Annotated in this window: 12 protein-coding genes; 3 read left to right on the top strand and 9 right to left on the bottom strand. The window is 61.8% G+C overall.

The window, feature by feature from the left end; translation table 11 throughout:
• Positions 1–11 precede the first annotated feature (11 nt).
• The 3 genes from gnd to OHL13_RS00810 all read right to left on the bottom strand — a co-directional run bounded on the left by gnd (position 12) and on the right by OHL13_RS00810 (position 5,746).
• Complete coding sequence (gnd, locus tag OHL13_RS00820) at positions 12–920, bottom strand: phosphogluconate dehydrogenase (NAD(+)-dependent, decarboxylating) (protein ID WP_263408214.1); 909 nt, start codon at positions 918–920, stop codon at positions 12–14.
• A 332-nt stretch (positions 921–1,252) separates the two neighbouring features.
• Positions 1,253–3,226, bottom strand: coding sequence for a transketolase (tkt, locus tag OHL13_RS00815; protein WP_263408213.1), 1,974 nt, complete (start codon positions 3,224–3,226; stop codon positions 1,253–1,255).
• Positions 3,227–3,322: 96 nt separating this feature from the next.
• On the bottom strand, positions 3,323–5,746 hold the full coding sequence (locus OHL13_RS00810; protein WP_263408212.1) for a glycoside hydrolase family 15 protein: 2,424 nt from the start codon (positions 5,744–5,746) through the stop codon (positions 3,323–3,325).
• A gap of 331 nt (positions 5,747–6,077) precedes the next feature.
• Here OHL13_RS00810 and OHL13_RS00805 point away from each other — a divergent pair, with 331 nt between their 5' ends.
• Positions 6,078–6,689 (top strand): superoxide dismutase, encoded by a 612-nt coding sequence (locus OHL13_RS00805; protein WP_263408211.1) that lies wholly within the window; start codon positions 6,078–6,080, stop codon positions 6,687–6,689.
• A 138-nt stretch (positions 6,690–6,827) separates the two neighbouring features.
• Here OHL13_RS00805 and OHL13_RS00800 read toward each other — a convergent pair whose 3' ends face one another.
• Positions 6,828–7,226 carry a MerC domain-containing protein gene (locus OHL13_RS00800; RefSeq protein WP_263408210.1) on the bottom strand — a complete coding sequence of 133 codons (399 nt, stop codon included), beginning with the start codon at positions 7,224–7,226 and terminating at the stop codon, positions 6,828–6,830.
• Positions 7,227–7,357: 131 nt separating this feature from the next.
• On the opposite strand from OHL13_RS00800, the gene OHL13_RS00795 reads away from it, so the two are divergent.
• On the top strand, positions 7,358–9,601 hold the full coding sequence (locus tag OHL13_RS00795) for a patatin-like phospholipase family protein (RefSeq protein WP_263408209.1): 2,244 nt from the start codon (positions 7,358–7,360) through the stop codon (positions 9,599–9,601).
• 88 nt (positions 9,602–9,689) lie between these two features.
• Here OHL13_RS00795 and OHL13_RS00790 read toward each other — a convergent pair whose 3' ends face one another.
• The 4 genes from OHL13_RS00790 to OHL13_RS00775 form a co-directional block, all read right to left on the bottom strand.
• A complete protein-coding gene (locus OHL13_RS00790) occupies positions 9,690–10,442 on the bottom strand; it encodes a metallophosphoesterase family protein (RefSeq protein WP_263408208.1) in 753 nt (250 codons plus the stop codon).
• Between the two features lie 191 nt (positions 10,443–10,633).
• Positions 10,634–11,446: an ABC transporter ATP-binding protein gene (locus OHL13_RS00785; protein ID WP_263408207.1), complete on the bottom strand. Its 813-nt coding sequence runs from the start codon at positions 11,444–11,446 to the stop codon at positions 10,634–10,636.
• 25 nt (positions 11,447–11,471) lie between these two features.
• The gene (gene fabD / locus OHL13_RS00780) at positions 11,472–12,416 is read right to left on the bottom strand and encodes an ACP S-malonyltransferase (RefSeq protein ID WP_263408206.1); all 945 of its coding nucleotides are present in this window, start codon (positions 12,414–12,416) and stop codon (positions 11,472–11,474) included.
• A 134-nt stretch (positions 12,417–12,550) separates the two neighbouring features.
• Positions 12,551–12,823 (bottom strand): hypothetical protein, encoded by a 273-nt coding sequence (locus OHL13_RS00775; protein WP_263408205.1) that lies wholly within the window; start codon positions 12,821–12,823, stop codon positions 12,551–12,553.
• A gap of 111 nt (positions 12,824–12,934) precedes the next feature.
• Between OHL13_RS00775 and OHL13_RS00770 the strand changes: the two genes are divergently transcribed.
• Positions 12,935–13,486: a hypothetical protein gene (locus OHL13_RS00770; protein ID WP_263408204.1), complete on the top strand. Its 552-nt coding sequence runs from the start codon at positions 12,935–12,937 to the stop codon at positions 13,484–13,486.
• A 105-nt stretch (positions 13,487–13,591) separates the two neighbouring features.
• Here OHL13_RS00770 and add read toward each other — a convergent pair whose 3' ends face one another.
• Positions 13,592–14,629 (bottom strand): adenosine deaminase, encoded by a 1,038-nt coding sequence (gene add, locus OHL13_RS00765; RefSeq protein ID WP_263408203.1) that lies wholly within the window; start codon positions 14,627–14,629, stop codon positions 13,592–13,594.
• Positions 14,630–14,682: the final 53 nt, after the last annotated feature.

The raw sequence follows: 14,682 nt of genomic DNA, 5'->3' as shown, positions 1-14,682 counted from the left end.
ATACTTCTGGTTTAGGACTTCTTGACCGAGTGGCCACCGAATGCGTTCCGCATGATCGAGAGAGCACGGTCCGTATAGTTATTGTCTTCGCGCGAGCGCAGGCGGCGAATCAGAGATTCGGTGATGACCGGGGCGGAAACATTGAGGTCAATGGCCTCAAATACCGTCCAGCGGCCTTCGCCGGAGTCAGGAACATAAGCGGCCAGGCCCTCGAGGTTCGGGTTTTCCTTCAGAGCTTCGGCGGTCAGGTCCAGCAGCCAGGAGCGGACAACCGAGCCATAACGCCAGACCTCAGAGATCTGCGCCAGGTCCAGCTTCATGCTCTCCTTGGCCTTCATGATGGCAAAGCCCTCGGCGAAGGCCTGCATCATGCCGTACTCAATGCCGTTGTGCACCATCTTGGTGAAGTGGCCGGCGCCGGTGGGGCCAACATGTCCCCAGCCCGTGGTGGGCGTCGGTGCAAGCGCTTCAAAGATGGGCGAAAGATAGGTCACGGGCTCTTCATCGCCGCCGATCATCAGCGAGTAGCCTTCCTTCAGGCCCCATACGCCGCCGGAGGTTCCCACGTCGACGTACTCGTAGCCCTCGGTCTTCAGAGCGTCGTGGCGGCGAATGGTGTCCTTGTAGTTCGAGTTGCCGCCATCGATGAAGATGTCGCCCTTGTTGACCAGCGGCTTTAGCTTGGCGATGGTCTCGTCGACCGGGTCGCCGGCCGGAACCATGATCCAGATAGCGCGCTTGGCGGCGGTCAGGTTCTTGACCAGGTCCTCCAGCGTATTTACGCCAACGGAACCAGCCGCTGTCAGCTTCGCGGTGGTTTCCGGGTTAAAGTCGAACCCGACTACCTTGTGACCAGCCTGGCGAAGACGCTCCGCCATGTTGCCACCCATTTTTCCCAGACCGATGAGGCCAATTTCCATCTCGACTCCTAACGTAGCTTTGCTTTTTATGTTTTTAGAAACGAAGTACGACCAGCTAAACCGTTGGGGGCGTCTTTGAAGGATTCGGCGGCATTCATGAGAACCACTTAGTTCGATGCACTGAATTTGTCGAACGCTTCAAATCGACTGCCCTTTTGAGCCCGAATCGCCGTGACGTACGTGGCGATGGTTTGCGGCGAAGGGAGTCTTTCCGGCGGGCGCGAGCTCACAGCAGATGTGCCGTGAGAGCCTGAACGCGCCGGAGATCTAGCCCGTTAGCCTGTCCTGCGAAAGGGCCTCCGTTCCCGGAGGCCCTTCCTTGCTGCACTTGCTTACTTGCCGGTCAGCTTCTTGGCGTGCTCGAGGATGTTTGCCACGCTGAAGCCGAGCTTCTCGAAGACGATCGGTGCCGGAGCGGAGGCTCCGAAGCGATCGATGCCGATCACCGCGCCGTTGCCGGCGATGTACTTGTACCAGCCCATGGTGGCGCCGGCTTCAATGGCCAGTTTGGGCAGGTTCGCCGGCAGAACGCTGGCCTTATAGGCCTCGTCCTGCTCTTCGAAGATCTTGAAGCTGGGCATGGAGACGACCTTGGCGGAGATACCAGCGGCCTTCAGCTCCGGCAGAGCCTTCAGCGCCAGTGAGATCTCTGATCCGGTGGCGATGATGACCAGCTGCGCGTCGGCTGCGTCTTCCAGCACATAGGCACCCTTGCGTGCGCCCTTGGTCTTCTCGGGGTCCAGAACCGGCAGGTCCTGGCGCGAAAGAGCCATGAAGCTGGCCGATTTGCGCTCAACCGCGAGCTTCCAGCATTCCAGCGTCTCGTTGGCGTCCGCCGGGCGGAAGTCCGTGAGCTGCGGGATCGCACGGAGGCTCATCAGGTGCTCCACCGGCTGATGCGTCGGGCCGTCTTCACCCAGGCCGATCGAGTCATGCGTGAAGACGAACAGCGAGTGCGTGCTCATCAGCGCCGCCAGACGGAGGGCGTTACGGGCGTAGTCAGAGAAGACGAAGAAGGTGGAGCCGAACGGAATCAGGCCGCCGTGGGCCGCCATGCCGTTGACCGCCGCGCACATGCCGAACTCACGCACACCGAAGAAGATGTTGCGGCCGTTCGGATCGACGTGGAAGTTGGCCGAATCCTTGAAGATGGTCTTGGTGGAAGCCGTCAGGTCGGCGGCGCCGCCGATCAGCTCGGGGATGGTCTTGCCAAGAGCGTTCATCACGACCTGGCCTGCGTTGCGGGTCGCAACCGGCTTCTCGGCCGGGAAGGGCTTCAGCTCCTTGTCGAAGTCAGCAGCCAGCTCGGCCTTGATGGTGCGCGAGAACTCGGCAGCCAGATCCGGATGAGCGACCTTGTACTTCGCGAACAGAGCGTCCCACTCCTCGTGAGCCTTCTTGCCCTTGGGCTTGATCTCGCCCCAGCTGGCGGCGGCATCTTCGGGGATGTAGAAGGACTCTTCCGGCGGGAAGCCGAGAAATTCCTTGGTCTTCTTGGTGTTCTCGGCGCCCAGTGCCTCACCATGCACCTTGCTGGTGCCGGCGTGCGGGCTGCCGTATCCGATGACCGTGCGAACGCGGATCAGCGTCGGCTTGGAGGTCTCACGCTTGGCCTCGGCGATAGCCTTGGTCAGCGCGTCCAGATCGTTGCCGTCGGCCACATGCAGAACCTGCCAGTGGTAGGCCTCAAAACGCTTGGTCACATCTTCGGTGAACGACAGCTCGGTCGGTCCGTCCAGCGAGATCAGGTTGTCATCGTAGAAGGCGATCAGTTTGCCCAGGCCCAGCGTTCCGGCCAGCGACGCGGCCTCGTGCGAGATACCTTCCATCAGGTCACCGTCGCCGCAGACGACGTAGGTGTGGTGATCGACGATCGGCATGTCCGGCTGGTTGAAGCGGGCAGCCATGTGCTTTTCCGCAATGGCAAGGCCGATCGACATACCGAAGCCCTGACCGAGCGGACCGGTGGTGACCTCAACGCCCGGGGTCTCGCCGTACTCCGGGTGTCCCGGGGTAATCGAGTGCCACTGACGGAAGCTCTTCACCTGGTCCAGCGGAACATCGTAGCCGGCCAGATGCAGCACGCTGTACAGCAGCGCCGAAGCGTGGCCGTTCGACAGCACAAAGCGGTCACGGTCGATCCACTTGTGATCGGCCGGATCGTGCTTCATCACGTCGTGATACAGCAGGTACGTCAGCGGCGAAAGCGCCAGCGGAGCACCGGGGTGGCCGCTCTTGGCCTTTTCCACGGCGTCTACGGCAAGGAGGCGAAGGGTATTGATGGACTTCTGAACCAGGTCGCTCATGTATTCCTCGGGCATCGCGAAAGAAGTGCGTGCACTCGTGTTAGGTGGTTTTCGTTGTCTCTTTCAGTGTACAGGTTCCGTTTACTACCCCAGTGGTCAGCCCACTTGAACAGTAAAGTTGTACCCCAGCCAGCGATTCTGCTGCGGCCAGTAGAGCGTGAATTCGATCGGTCCCTGTTGCCCTGCGTGGGTCGCGATCTCGGCAAAATAACCTGGGTAGCCCGCGGATTTGGAATCCGCTGCCTGCCGGGTGGTCCAACCATCCGTTGTCCAGATGACCTGGAACTTATCGCGATCCACAATGCGGAGACGCTTCCCGGCGCCAATCAGTCGCACCGGGCGGATGATCTTGAAGATCTCAATCTGGTGGCAGCCCGCGCGCTGAGCGCAGGGCGCGGCATACCGCTCTGCCACGCAGGAGATACGGTCAAAGACCTGTCCGTCCGTGGCCGAACGCAGCAGCTTCAGATACTCCGAGTGTGCCCACACCAGCGGCTGGGCGGCACCGGCGGAGCGGCCAAAGAACAGACCTTCCTCCGGCAGATCGTGATAATCCCAGATCTGCTCCGGCAGCATGCCGCCGAAGCTGGAGAAGCGCTCCAGCGCGGTGATCAGCGGTGTGACATCGCGGCCGGCAGCCAGCTCATAATGTGCACGTTCGCCGGTCAGCAGAGGCCATGCACGCCCCTGTCCATAGTGGATGAACGGACCGCCGTCCTTCTGCTGGCCATAGCCATCGTGGTTGTAACGGCGCCAGCAGGGGCCATAGGGTGTGTCGATCTTCAGGACCTTATCGATCACCTTGAGGGAGTCGATAATCAGCGGATCGTCCGCCCGGCGGATGCCGTAGCGCACCAGCTCCAGGAAGCCGCCATCGACGATCTCATTGGCGGCGAAGTTGTACTGCTCGCCGGGAGTGCGGTTGGCCAGGTTCAGGCGGCCATCGCCGATATTGGGGTTGTAGAACGGCTCCCCGGGGTTGGGCGGAGCAATGCGGATGTAGTGACGCCGGATCTCCGGGTGCAGAACACCGTCGGAGGTCGTCGTCCATTCGTCCAGATGCGCCTCGATCCAGTCGGCGTAGACCTCCAGGAACTCGGCCAGTTCCGGCGCCTTGTGGCCGCGGGCGATATCGGCCGCGCATAGCAGGCCGCTGATGACCGCGGCCAGCGTCGAGGGCGAGTAGCCGGCGTTCTCCTCCCAGCGTTCCTGCTGGGTGACCGGAGCGTAGTGCACCAGGAAGGCTGCGGCGTTCTCAACAAACGGGAAAACATCGAAACCGCCCAGTCCGCCGAGCTTCCACAGCCGCCAGGCCAGGATGATGGGGAAGGCGACCTCGTCGAGCTGAATGCCAGTCCAATAGGGCGTTCCGTTGATCCAGAAGTTCTGCGGGAAGCTGCCGTCAGGCTGCTGCGAGCAGGCCAGGTAGACCAAGGCGCGGCGGGCGGTATCGACACGTCCGCAGGCCAACAGCGCCGAGGCCGACTGCACCATGTCGCGCGTCCACACCAGGTGGTAGCCGCCCAGGTCATCGTCGCCCTTGGAGGCTCCCCACGGAATAGAGGCCGAGGCGATAAAAGCTCCGGTGTAGGTCTTGTCTTCGTGCGCCAGCACCACGTTGTGGCTGATGCGCATCAGCCGGCCGCCGTCAGTGGCCTTTGCGGCCAGAACTTCGGGCGCGGGAGCGCGGTGCCACTGCTCAATAAAGCGCTTCATATGGTTCTCATACGGAACCGAAAGCGACTGCATCATGCCGGCAAGCGCTGCGTGGTGGCCTTCGCCCAGGGCAATGGCCACGGTGAACTCGCGGTGCCGGGCGATGTCGATTTCGCCCATCATGGCAATGTTGCCATCCAGCGCCTGGCCGAACTCCCAGTCCATCTTCATGTTCTGGATGATGTCCTGGTAGCCGTCGGAGGAGCCGACAAAGCCACAGGAGGAGCGTGTAAATCCGCAGGAAGCGCCCATGGCCAGCGAGGTTCCGTTCTTCCAGGCCAGCAAGGCACGCTGACCGGCAACCTCGATCGACCGGCCGGAGTTCCCTGCGCCGCCGCCTTCAATGTGCGGAGCCAGCAGGGCATAACACTTCAGCCGCTGCAGCAGCTCTTCATCGCCATCCACTTTTACGCGGACCAGCACCACCGGGTGGTGCGGGTCGCAGAGAAATTCCTTGGTGACGCGGTAACGGCCCTGCAGGTCGGTGGCGACCACGCGCACGGCCAGGGCATCCGGATCCACGTAGTGGAAGTCGTACTCAAAGTCGCGCTTTTCTTCGTGAAAGAAGGTCTCGCCGTCGGTAAACAGCAGCTCCATATCGCGGGTCTGCGGACGGTCGATGGTGGGGTAATAGATCTCGTTCAGTGTGCCGTGTGAGACGGTAAACCACACCCGCGAGGAGGCAGCGTAGGCCGTACAGACGGCATCCTTTTTTGAGGAGGTCCAGCGAGGTTCCAACCCTGGAGCGCCAAAGGCCATGCCCTGGTCGTCCAGCCAGCGATACGCAGCAGAAAGAGCGTTCATTGGTATTGATTAAACCCCATTGGGAGGCCGTGGGCCAAAAAGACGGAGAATTGTCGCAGAGTCAGGGCATTTTTTTGAAGACAAATGCCTTTCTCAGGGGCAGCTTCAGTCCCGGAGAGAGAATGGCCTACCTCAGCGCCTCAAGCCGCGTCTTAGGAGATTGTTGTGGCACGGCTGAAGCCGTGCCCTGACGAAAGGCAAGGACCGGGCAAAAATCGTTCCTTCTCCGCTCTGCGATATCATCAGAGACCGTAGCCCTGCCGCAGCATCGCGGCGCACTTTTGCCGCATCCTAACCCTGAACCGAAACGATCCGAACAGGAGACACATCCGTGGCTTACGAACTTCCCGCACTCCCCTATGACTACGCCGGCCTGGAACCCACCATCGACGTGGCAACCATGAAGCTGCACCACGACAAGCACCATCAGACCTACGTGACCAACCTGAACGGCGCCATCGACAAGCACCCGGAGCTGGGTTCGAAGTCGCCCGAGGAGCTGGTGGCGGACCTGGCCTCGATTCCCGAGGACATCCGTGGCGTTGTCCGTAACAACGGCGGCGGCCATGTGAACCACACCATGTTCTGGGAGATCATGATCCCGGGCGGCGGCGGAGCTCCGACCGGCGCGATCGCTGAGCAGATCACCAAGGACTTCGGCGACTTTGAAGCCTTCAAGAAGCTGTTCAATGAGACCACAGCGAAGCAGTTCGGCTCCGGCTGGGGCTTCCTGGTCTTCAAGGGCGGCAAGCTGGAGATCGTCACCAAGCCCAACCAGGACTCACCCATCTCGGACGGCCTGTACCCGATCCTGGGCAATGACGTCTGGGAGCACGCCTACTACCTGAACTACCAGAACCGCCGCCCGGACTACCTGGCCGCCTGGTGGAACGTGGTGAACTGGGACGAGATCAACAAGCGCTTTGAAAAAGCCAAGAAGTAATTGTCAGTTGTCAGGAAAAACAAAACCCCGTGCTCATGTGAAGTGAGGACGGGGTTTTTATTTGTGCCACGTTCGTTCCTGCTGCCATGCTTTTCTTGTCGCTATTTCGCAGCGCAGCAGGATGACAAAAAGAGCAGGTTACTCACACGAGCAGGAGCAGTCCTTGCAAAAGGTGTGATTCCTGCGGTGGGCGGTGATCATCAGCGCGCTGCCGCACATGGTGATGGCAACCTCGGTCCAGTGGCCGGGGAGCGAGTCTCCGAACCAGGCTCCGCAGGTGATGCAAGCGAAGCCGGCCAGCATCAGACCGATGATCGACGGCTGGCGGTGTTGGCGGTAGCCGCGGATGAGGGCGATGGTGCCGAGGGCGGCGACCAGGACCGCGAAGACGCGGTGGAAGCCCTCCTCCGAGGGCAGAAAATGCGCAAAGACCGCCGAAGCGGAGAGCAGAACAGGCGTCAGCAGGCAATGCACCACGCAAAGAGCAGAGGCCCAGATACCGAGCCGGTCAGGCCATGTCGTTGTATTCGTTTCCATCGGTCACCAATCCTTCAGTGTACCCGCAGATTGCAGATTTGCGGCCAGGACGAGCTGGAACCGTTGGTCTTCTCGCTTCCACAGCGCATTTTTTACTGGACTGTCCGAGGCGTGAAAGCATCCCATTGAGTATGCGCATTCGATCGACCGTGGCCCGGGTGCTTGCCGCCACGCTGTGCTGCACTCCCCTGCTTTGCTCCCAGACATCCGCGCCGCAGCCTGTCCGCAAGAAGATCGGCCTCGCCCTCGGCGGCGGAGGCGCACTGGGCCTGACCGAAATCGGCGTCATCCGCTGGCTGGAAGAACACCACATCCCGGTCGACGGCATTGCCGGCACCAGCATGGGCGCCCTGGTGGGCGGCCTGTACGCCACAGGCCACACGCCTGACCAGATGGAGAAGCTGACCCGGGAAGAGGTTCTGGGCAAGGTCTTCCGTTTTTCCAGCGACTTCAATACCCTGAACTACCGCCGCCGCGAGGATCGCCGCGGAGCCCCCAATTACATGACCCTCGGGTTGAAGCATGGCATCAGCATCCGCAGTGGAATCCTGGTGGACTCCGGGCTGAACTCGTTTCTCTCGGCACAGTTTCTCACCTGGGGCGACAAGACAGACTTCAACAACCTGGTGATTCCCTTCCGCTGCACGGCAACGGACATTACCGAGGGCAAGCCTGCGATCTTCTCACGCGGTTCCCTGCCGGAGTCCATCCGCGCCTCCATCTCCCTGCCAGGCATCTTTCCGCCGGTCGAGCGCGATGGCCACACCTACGTGGACGGTGGTGTTCTGGAAAACCTGCCGACGCAGACGCTGCGTTCCGATCTGCATGACGATGTCGTTCTCGCCGTCTCTCTGCCTCTGAGCAAGCTCTCTGCGGGCAGCGGCAACAGCCTGCTGGGCACGCTGCAAAGGTCCTTCTCCGTCGCCATCTGGGGCAACGAGTTGCAGTCGCGCCGCCTGGCCGATGTAGTGATTGAGCCGCAGACCGGCGATCTGACCACGATGGACTACGCCAGGTCCGCCGACCTGGTGAAGCTGGGCTACGACGCCACCGAAGCGCAGAAGGCGAAGCTGCTGCCCTATGCCGTCAGCGACGCCGAGTGGGCCATCTATATGGCCAGCCGCGACTCGCGCAGCGCGGACAAGCCGCGCAACATCGCTTCCATCAAGGTGGAGACCGAGAACCACGAGGTCAAGACCGCCGTGGAACACAAGCTGCAGAAGCTCGTGGGCCAGCCTGCCGAACCGGCAACCATCGATAACAAACTGGACGAGCTGCGCGCCGACGAACGGTATGAAGCGATGTACCAGGTGAGCTATCCGCCGGGGCCGATCAAGGGCAACCGCGACGCGGACATCACCGTCAAGCTGGCGGACAAGAGCAACGGACCTCCGTTCATCCTGCTGGGTATCAACGGGCAGGCGCAGTCCGGACAGACTCCACGCTTTACGCTGGACCTGACCTATCTGCACCAGGACTTTGGACGCTATGGGTCGGAACTGCGCGGTTCCGCACGCCTGGGCTGGCTGCAGGACTTCAACCTGGAGTACTACCGGCTGCTGAACTCGCGCGGCCTGTTTCTTGCGCCGCACGGCGAATTTACGCGCAGGCCGTACTTCGTCTACCAGGGCCAGACCCGCCTGTCAGAACGCCTGTGGCAGAGAGGTGGCGGTGGCCTTGACCTGGGCTATACCCTCAGCCCGCAGTCTGAGATCCGTGCCGGATGGCAGGCCTTCAGTCAGCGCTGGATTACCAAGACCGGCAGCGATGGCGAAGGCAACTCGTCTGAGGTGGCGCACCTGTTTGACGTCCGCTATGCCCACGACAGCCAGGACCGCGCCGAGGTAGCGCAGCGCGGCTACCACTACAACCTGAGCGCCGGATATCTGAAGGCCGGAGCACAGACGGCCTCGGCTCCACGCATGGTGGGCAAGCTGCAGTATGCCTACTCCGCCGGCGGCAATACAGTGCTTTCCACGGCCGAGGGCGGCACCTACTTCAACCACGTGGTGGCACAACCCTATCGCTTCACCCTGGGCGGGCCGGGGCGACTGGCGGCTTCAGCCTTCGAGGAGTACCGCGGTACCGACTACTTCTACCTGCGCGAAGGCTATCTGCGCCGCATTGCCAAGCTGCCTGACCCGCTGGGCCAGAGCATCTACCTGGCCCTTGCCTATGAGGCCGGACAGATGCGCGCCCCCAGGAGCATTGGCGTTACCGGGGCCGATTACGCACAGCCAGTCTCAAGCTTCCTGCGGCAGGATGTGATGTTCGGCGTACTGGCGGAGACACCCTTCGGCGTCATCAGCTTCGGCCCCAGCATCGGCGATGCCGGCCGCAGAAAGCTGATCTTTACGCTGGGCAGATCGTTTTAGTTGTGTGTTAGGAGTTGTGAGGTGCGAGTTGAGAGCACATGGCGTTCCAAACATGCGCAACACATAACTCGCACCTCACAACGCACCACTACTTCCCGTCTCTCAAACGCAGAGCCAACCGGTCGGGCAGGCCGGCCATCAGGATCTTTCCCTGCGCCTTGATGATGTCGTAGGGCAGGCGGTGGAAGGTTACCGTGGAGGCCTCGGTGTCATACACGGCAGCGGCTACACGCCAGTCGCCGTCGCGGGGCTGGCCAGCGGAGCCGGGATTGATGAGGTAGCGCGACTCGGGCGAGATCGTCAGTTCCCAGGTCTCCGCTGTATCGCGAGTGCGGTACTCCGGGATGAGTTCGCGCCAGGCGGTTCCCTGCTGTATGAAGCCACCCTGCACATGCGTGTGGCCAAAAAAGGTGATCGGCTGCGTCATCTGCTGCAGCGGAGCCCAGGCATCGCGCACGCTCAGGATGTAGTCATCCTCGTCGAGCGGGGAGCCGTGAACCAGCGAGACGGCGATGCCTTCCGGCTGCACCGGCCCGTGCGGCATCTCACGCACCCACTCCATGTTCTCCGGCGAGAGCGCTTCCTGCGTCCACAGGGCAGCGGCGCGCGCTACAGGATTGAAGTTCAACGAGGAGCTGAGGCTGGCGGCTACGCGGTCGTGGTTGCCGCGCACATGCAGCGTGCCAATGCTCCTCATCTTCTCCACCACGTCATTCGGGCTGGCGCCATAGCCCACGACATCGCCCAGGTCCCAGACAGCATCCACCGTGCCGACGGCTTCGAGAACAGCCTCGAGCCCCTCCAGGCTGCCATGAATGTCTGAGAGAACAAGTGCGCGCATGATTAGGTGTTTTGGAAGGGCGCGCAACAGGTGCAGGTTGGGCCTGCACACCACTGTATCAAGTTAGAGGTTGAAAGTTAAAAGTTGAAGAAGAGGTTAGACCACAGAGACAGCTCTTCCTGCCGTGTTGAAAGCGAAAAAGCAGATCCCCTCCTCCTTCAGCGGCGGGAAGACAACCAGAGTGGCGAGTTTCAACCAAGCTGTGCCAATGGCTTCGTCCGGTCCGTCCGCATGGTCGGTGCAGAGGCCAGCAGGCGCTGCGTATAGGGGTGCTGCGGCGTGCGGAAGATTTTCCCGACCGGGGCCTGCTCGACGACCTGCCCATGCTGCATCACTGCCACGCGGTCAGCGGTCTGCGCCACCACCGCAAGGTCGTGCGAGATGAACAGCATCGAAAGCCCATGCCGTTCGCGCAGATCGGCCAGCAGGCGAAGAATCTGCGCCTGCACGGTAACATCAAGAGCCGTCGTCGGCTCGTCAGCAATCAGCAGTCGCGGCTTGTTCACGATAGCCATGGCGATGAGAATGCGCTGCCGCTGGCCGCCGGAGAACTGGTGCGGGTAGTCGTCATACCGGCGCGTGGGGTCGGGCATGGCGACCTGAGCCAGCGACTCCAGAACGCGCTCTTTCACCTCGGCGCGCGAGAGCTCCGGGTGATGCGCACGGACAGCTTCGGCAATCTGGTTCCCGATGGTAGCGACAGGGTTCAGCGCCGTCATCGGCTCCTGGAAGATCATGGCGATGCCGCGGCCGCGAACGCGCCGCATCTCCTCGGTCGAAAGCGATTGCAGATCACGGCCATCGAAAAGAATCTGCCCGCGCACCCCGGCCGTGGGCGGCAGCAGCCGCAAAACAGCCATGGACGTGGCGGACTTGCCGCTGCCGGACTCCCCTACCAGGCCAAGCGACTCTCCTTCGGCGATCTCAAGGTTCACACCGCTGACAGCCGGGCGCGCTCCGTTGAAGGAGATTTCAAGATCGCGGATTTGGAGGAGCGGGTGCATGGTGTCTCGTCAGGTCAACGAGCGTTTAGCCGGCCAGCGCGGCCAGGGTCTTCTCCAGCGATGCCGAGTCCTCGACGTTCAGGGCCTTCTGCTCGCGGTCGATCTGGCGCATCAGGCCGGTGAGGACACGGCCGGGACCGACCTCGATAAAGTGGGTTGCGCCCTGGGCGACCAGGGTCTGCACGCACTCCACCCAGCGGACGGCGCCGGTGACCTGGCGGATGAGGGCGTCACGCGATTCGGCGCGGCGGTGCTCCACGCGGGCGTCGACGTTGCAGATGACGGGAATCTTCGGGTCGTTGAAGGTGATCTGCTCCAGGTAGCTGGCCAATGCATCGGCGGCGGGCTTCATCATGGCGCAGTGGAAGGGGGCGCTGACGGGCAGCATGACCACGCGCTTGGCGCCGGCCTCCTTGCACAGCTCTGCGGCGAGTTCCACGCCTTTGATAGCGCCGGAGATCACGGTCTGCTCCGGAGCGTTCAGGTTGGCGGCGGAGACGACCGAATCGGTCTCGTCCCAGGCGCGGGTGCACAGCTCGCCGATGGTGGCCGCGGGCAGGCCCAGAACGGCAGCCATGGTGCCTTCCCCGGCGGGAACGGCCTCCTGCATGAAGCGGCCGCGGTTCTTCACCGTGCGGACAGCATCGGCGAAGCTCAGGGTTCCGGCAGCGACGTGCGCCGAATACTCGCCCAGCGAGTGACCGGCGGTGATGGCGGGCGTGATGCCCTTCTCTTCCAGAACGCGGAGGACGGCGACGGAGACGGTCAGGATGGCCGGCTGGGTGTTCTCGGTAAGCTTCAGGTCCTCTTCCGGCCCATCAAAGCACAGCTTCGAGATGGAAAATCCAAGCGCCTCGTCGGCCTCGTCAAACACCGCTTTGGCGACCGGAAAATTGTCATACAGATCGCGGCCCATGCCGACCGTCTGCGATCCCTGGCCGGGAAAAAGAAAGGCAAGTTTCTGACTCATATAGGGATGGTAAATGAGTTGCCAGTTGTCAGTTCCTGGTTGTCAGGAAAGGCAAAAGAGAGAAGCCGTGGCGAGGATGCACCTCATGCCACGGCTTTGTTTGCTACTGAAAACTGAGAACTGTTTTCTGAGAACTAGATGCCTACACCAAACTCGACATCCTGCATCTCGTCTCCGGCGTGGGAGTAGATGTCATACGGGGTGCGGCGATTGAACTTGTAACGCTGACGCAGTTCTCGACCGACGAAGAGGCCCAGGGCCACCGCGCCAAGACCGGCAGAGACCCAGCCAACGGTCTTCAATACGCGCGAACGCGAGGGTTCGCTGCTGGGAAGAGACTCAATCACTACGGCCGGAATCTTATCGAGCCTTGTGCCAAAGATGCGGCGCTTTCCTAACGGCTTCATGCAAAGCATCATAACGCACCTGTGGCATGGCTGGCAGCGACGTAAAGGTTCCTTGGAATTTTTCGCATCGGCAGTAACCAATTTGTAACCTTCGGGTCTGTACGGGATGTGATGAAACTCTCTTCCCGGCTCCGCTGGATTGCACTTGCCGTGCTGGTATTTGGACTCACCGCAGGTCTTGCGGCACAACAGCCGCTGATGAACCGCGTCCCCGAGGGCGTGGAGACTATGGGCTCCGCCGGCTCCCGCGCCAGCTTCAGCTTCGACAAGGCCATGCTGGACGCCGCCGACTCCTTCCTGATGGACGAAGACGCACGCCGCGCCGCAGCCGCTGTCAACGGCATTACCGTGACCAACTACCGCTTCCGCGACGAGTTTGGCTATGACCCACGCCAGCTTGCCCAGGTTTCCGCCGAATACAGCGCCGCCGGATGGAAGCACCTGGTCAACGCCAACCAGCGCGACGCCTACAGCGGAACCGACCTGTGGTTGCACTTCAGCGGCATGCAGATTGACGATGTCGCTGTCCTGATCCGCCAGCCACGACAGATGAGCTTTATCTCCGTAGCCTGCCAGCTTCGCCCGCTGGACCTGCTACACCTGAGCGGACACTTCGGCATCCCGAAGGTCGATCCCAATGCAGTCATGGTTCCAGCGCCATAAGCGGCTTCCGCTGCTTATGGCGCAGTTGTCAGTTAACAGTTGTCAGTTGAAACCAGTTCTTGCCTGTTCTGATGACAGAGAACTGTGCGCTGAGAACTGTTTTCCTTACCAGCCGAACTGCTCCACCTTGCGCAGCAGCTCCAGCTTGCGCTCCGGGCCAAGGAAGCTGGCTTCGACGGAGTTGGCTGCCAGCTCGCGCATCTGCTCCAGGGTGAACTCCAGTTGTTCGTAGGCCAGGATGTACTCGTCCAGCAGGTTGGCGCCGAACATCGGCGGGTCGTCGGAGTTCAGCGTGACCATCAGGCCGCCGTGGAAGTAATCCCGCGCCGGATGCAGATCCAGGCCGGGGCAACAGCCGGTCTTCAGGTTGCTGGTGATGTTCAGTTCCAGGGGAATCTGCTTTTCGGCCAGCACTTCCAGCAGTTCAGGATCTTCCGCCGCGGTCAGGGCGTGGCCAATACGTTCGGCGCCGATGTTGATGGCGGACCAGATACTGTGCGCCCCTACGGACTCCCCGGCATGCGCTGTCAGTCGCAGACCGGCGGCTTTGGCCTCGGCGTAAAGCTCGCGGAACTGATCCGCGGGGCCGCGGGCCTCGTCACCGCCAATGCCAATGCCGACGATGCTGGGATACTTCGCCCGCAGCTCGGCTGCCTTGTGGAAGACGCGTGTGGCCTCTTCCACGCCGAAGTGGCGCACGGCATCGATGATCCACAGCAGAGAGACGCCGAAGTCCTTTTCGCCGCGCAGACGGCCGCGCTCGATGGCTTCGACAAACGGTTCCACCTCGAGCTTCTTGATGAAGTAGATGATGCCGAAGGAGATATACGCCTCTGCGTGCACGACGCCCTGCGCCGCCAGGGAGCGGAGCATGTTGTAGGTAATCAGCTCGTAGTCTTCCGGCGTGCGCAGACGCTCGGTCACGGCCTTGAAGGCCATCAGAAATTCGAGGAAGTTCCCATATTGGTACAGCGCTCGTGCCTGCTCCAGCGTCAGGGGTTGGGCATCGTGCCGGCAGGAGAGCTCAACCAGCGTCTCCGGCTCAATGGTGCCTTCAAGATGCAGGTGGAGTTCACACTTTGGCAGCCGGCGCAGCCATTCACGGGGTTCAAGGTCGGTGGCGGAAACTTGCCGGCGAGACATGCCTGTTAGTGTACCGGGCTGCGCTGTGCATTGGAGAGACACGGCCATCTGCT

Origin of the sequence: Terriglobus tenax, from assembly GCF_025685395.1 — a bacterium.
Classification (GTDB): domain Bacteria; phylum Acidobacteriota; class Terriglobia; order Terriglobales; family Acidobacteriaceae; genus Terriglobus; species Terriglobus tenax.
The sequence above is the reverse complement of the archived record's forward strand: the minus strand, read 5'-3'. Positions and strand labels throughout refer to the sequence as shown.

Coding starts and splice junctions, on each gene's coding strand:
- gnd (WP_263408214.1), bottom strand. CDS start 920: ATGGAAATTGGCCTCATCGGTCTGGGAAAAATGGGTGGCAACATGGCG.
- tkt (WP_263408213.1), bottom strand. CDS start 3,226: ATGAGCGACCTGGTTCAGAAGTCCATCAATACCCTTCGCCTCCTTGCC.
- OHL13_RS00810 (WP_263408212.1), bottom strand. CDS start 5,746: ATGAACGCTCTTTCTGCTGCGTATCGCTGGCTGGACGACCAGGGCATG.
- OHL13_RS00800 (WP_263408210.1), bottom strand. CDS start 7,226: ATGGAAACGAATACAACGACATGGCCTGACCGGCTCGGTATCTGGGCC.
- OHL13_RS00795 (WP_263408209.1), top strand. CDS start 7,358: ATGCGCATTCGATCGACCGTGGCCCGGGTGCTTGCCGCCACGCTGTGC.
- OHL13_RS00790 (WP_263408208.1), bottom strand. CDS start 10,442: ATGCGCGCACTTGTTCTCTCAGACATTCATGGCAGCCTGGAGGGGCTC.
- OHL13_RS00785 (WP_263408207.1), bottom strand. CDS start 11,446: ATGCACCCGCTCCTCCAAATCCGCGATCTTGAAATCTCCTTCAACGGA.
- fabD (WP_263408206.1), bottom strand. CDS start 12,416: ATGAGTCAGAAACTTGCCTTTCTTTTTCCCGGCCAGGGATCGCAGACG.
- OHL13_RS00775 (WP_263408205.1), bottom strand. CDS start 12,823: ATGAAGCCGTTAGGAAAGCGCCGCATCTTTGGCACAAGGCTCGATAAG.
- OHL13_RS00770 (WP_263408204.1), top strand. CDS start 12,935: ATGAAACTCTCTTCCCGGCTCCGCTGGATTGCACTTGCCGTGCTGGTA.
- add (WP_263408203.1), bottom strand. CDS start 14,629: ATGTCTCGCCGGCAAGTTTCCGCCACCGACCTTGAACCCCGTGAATGG.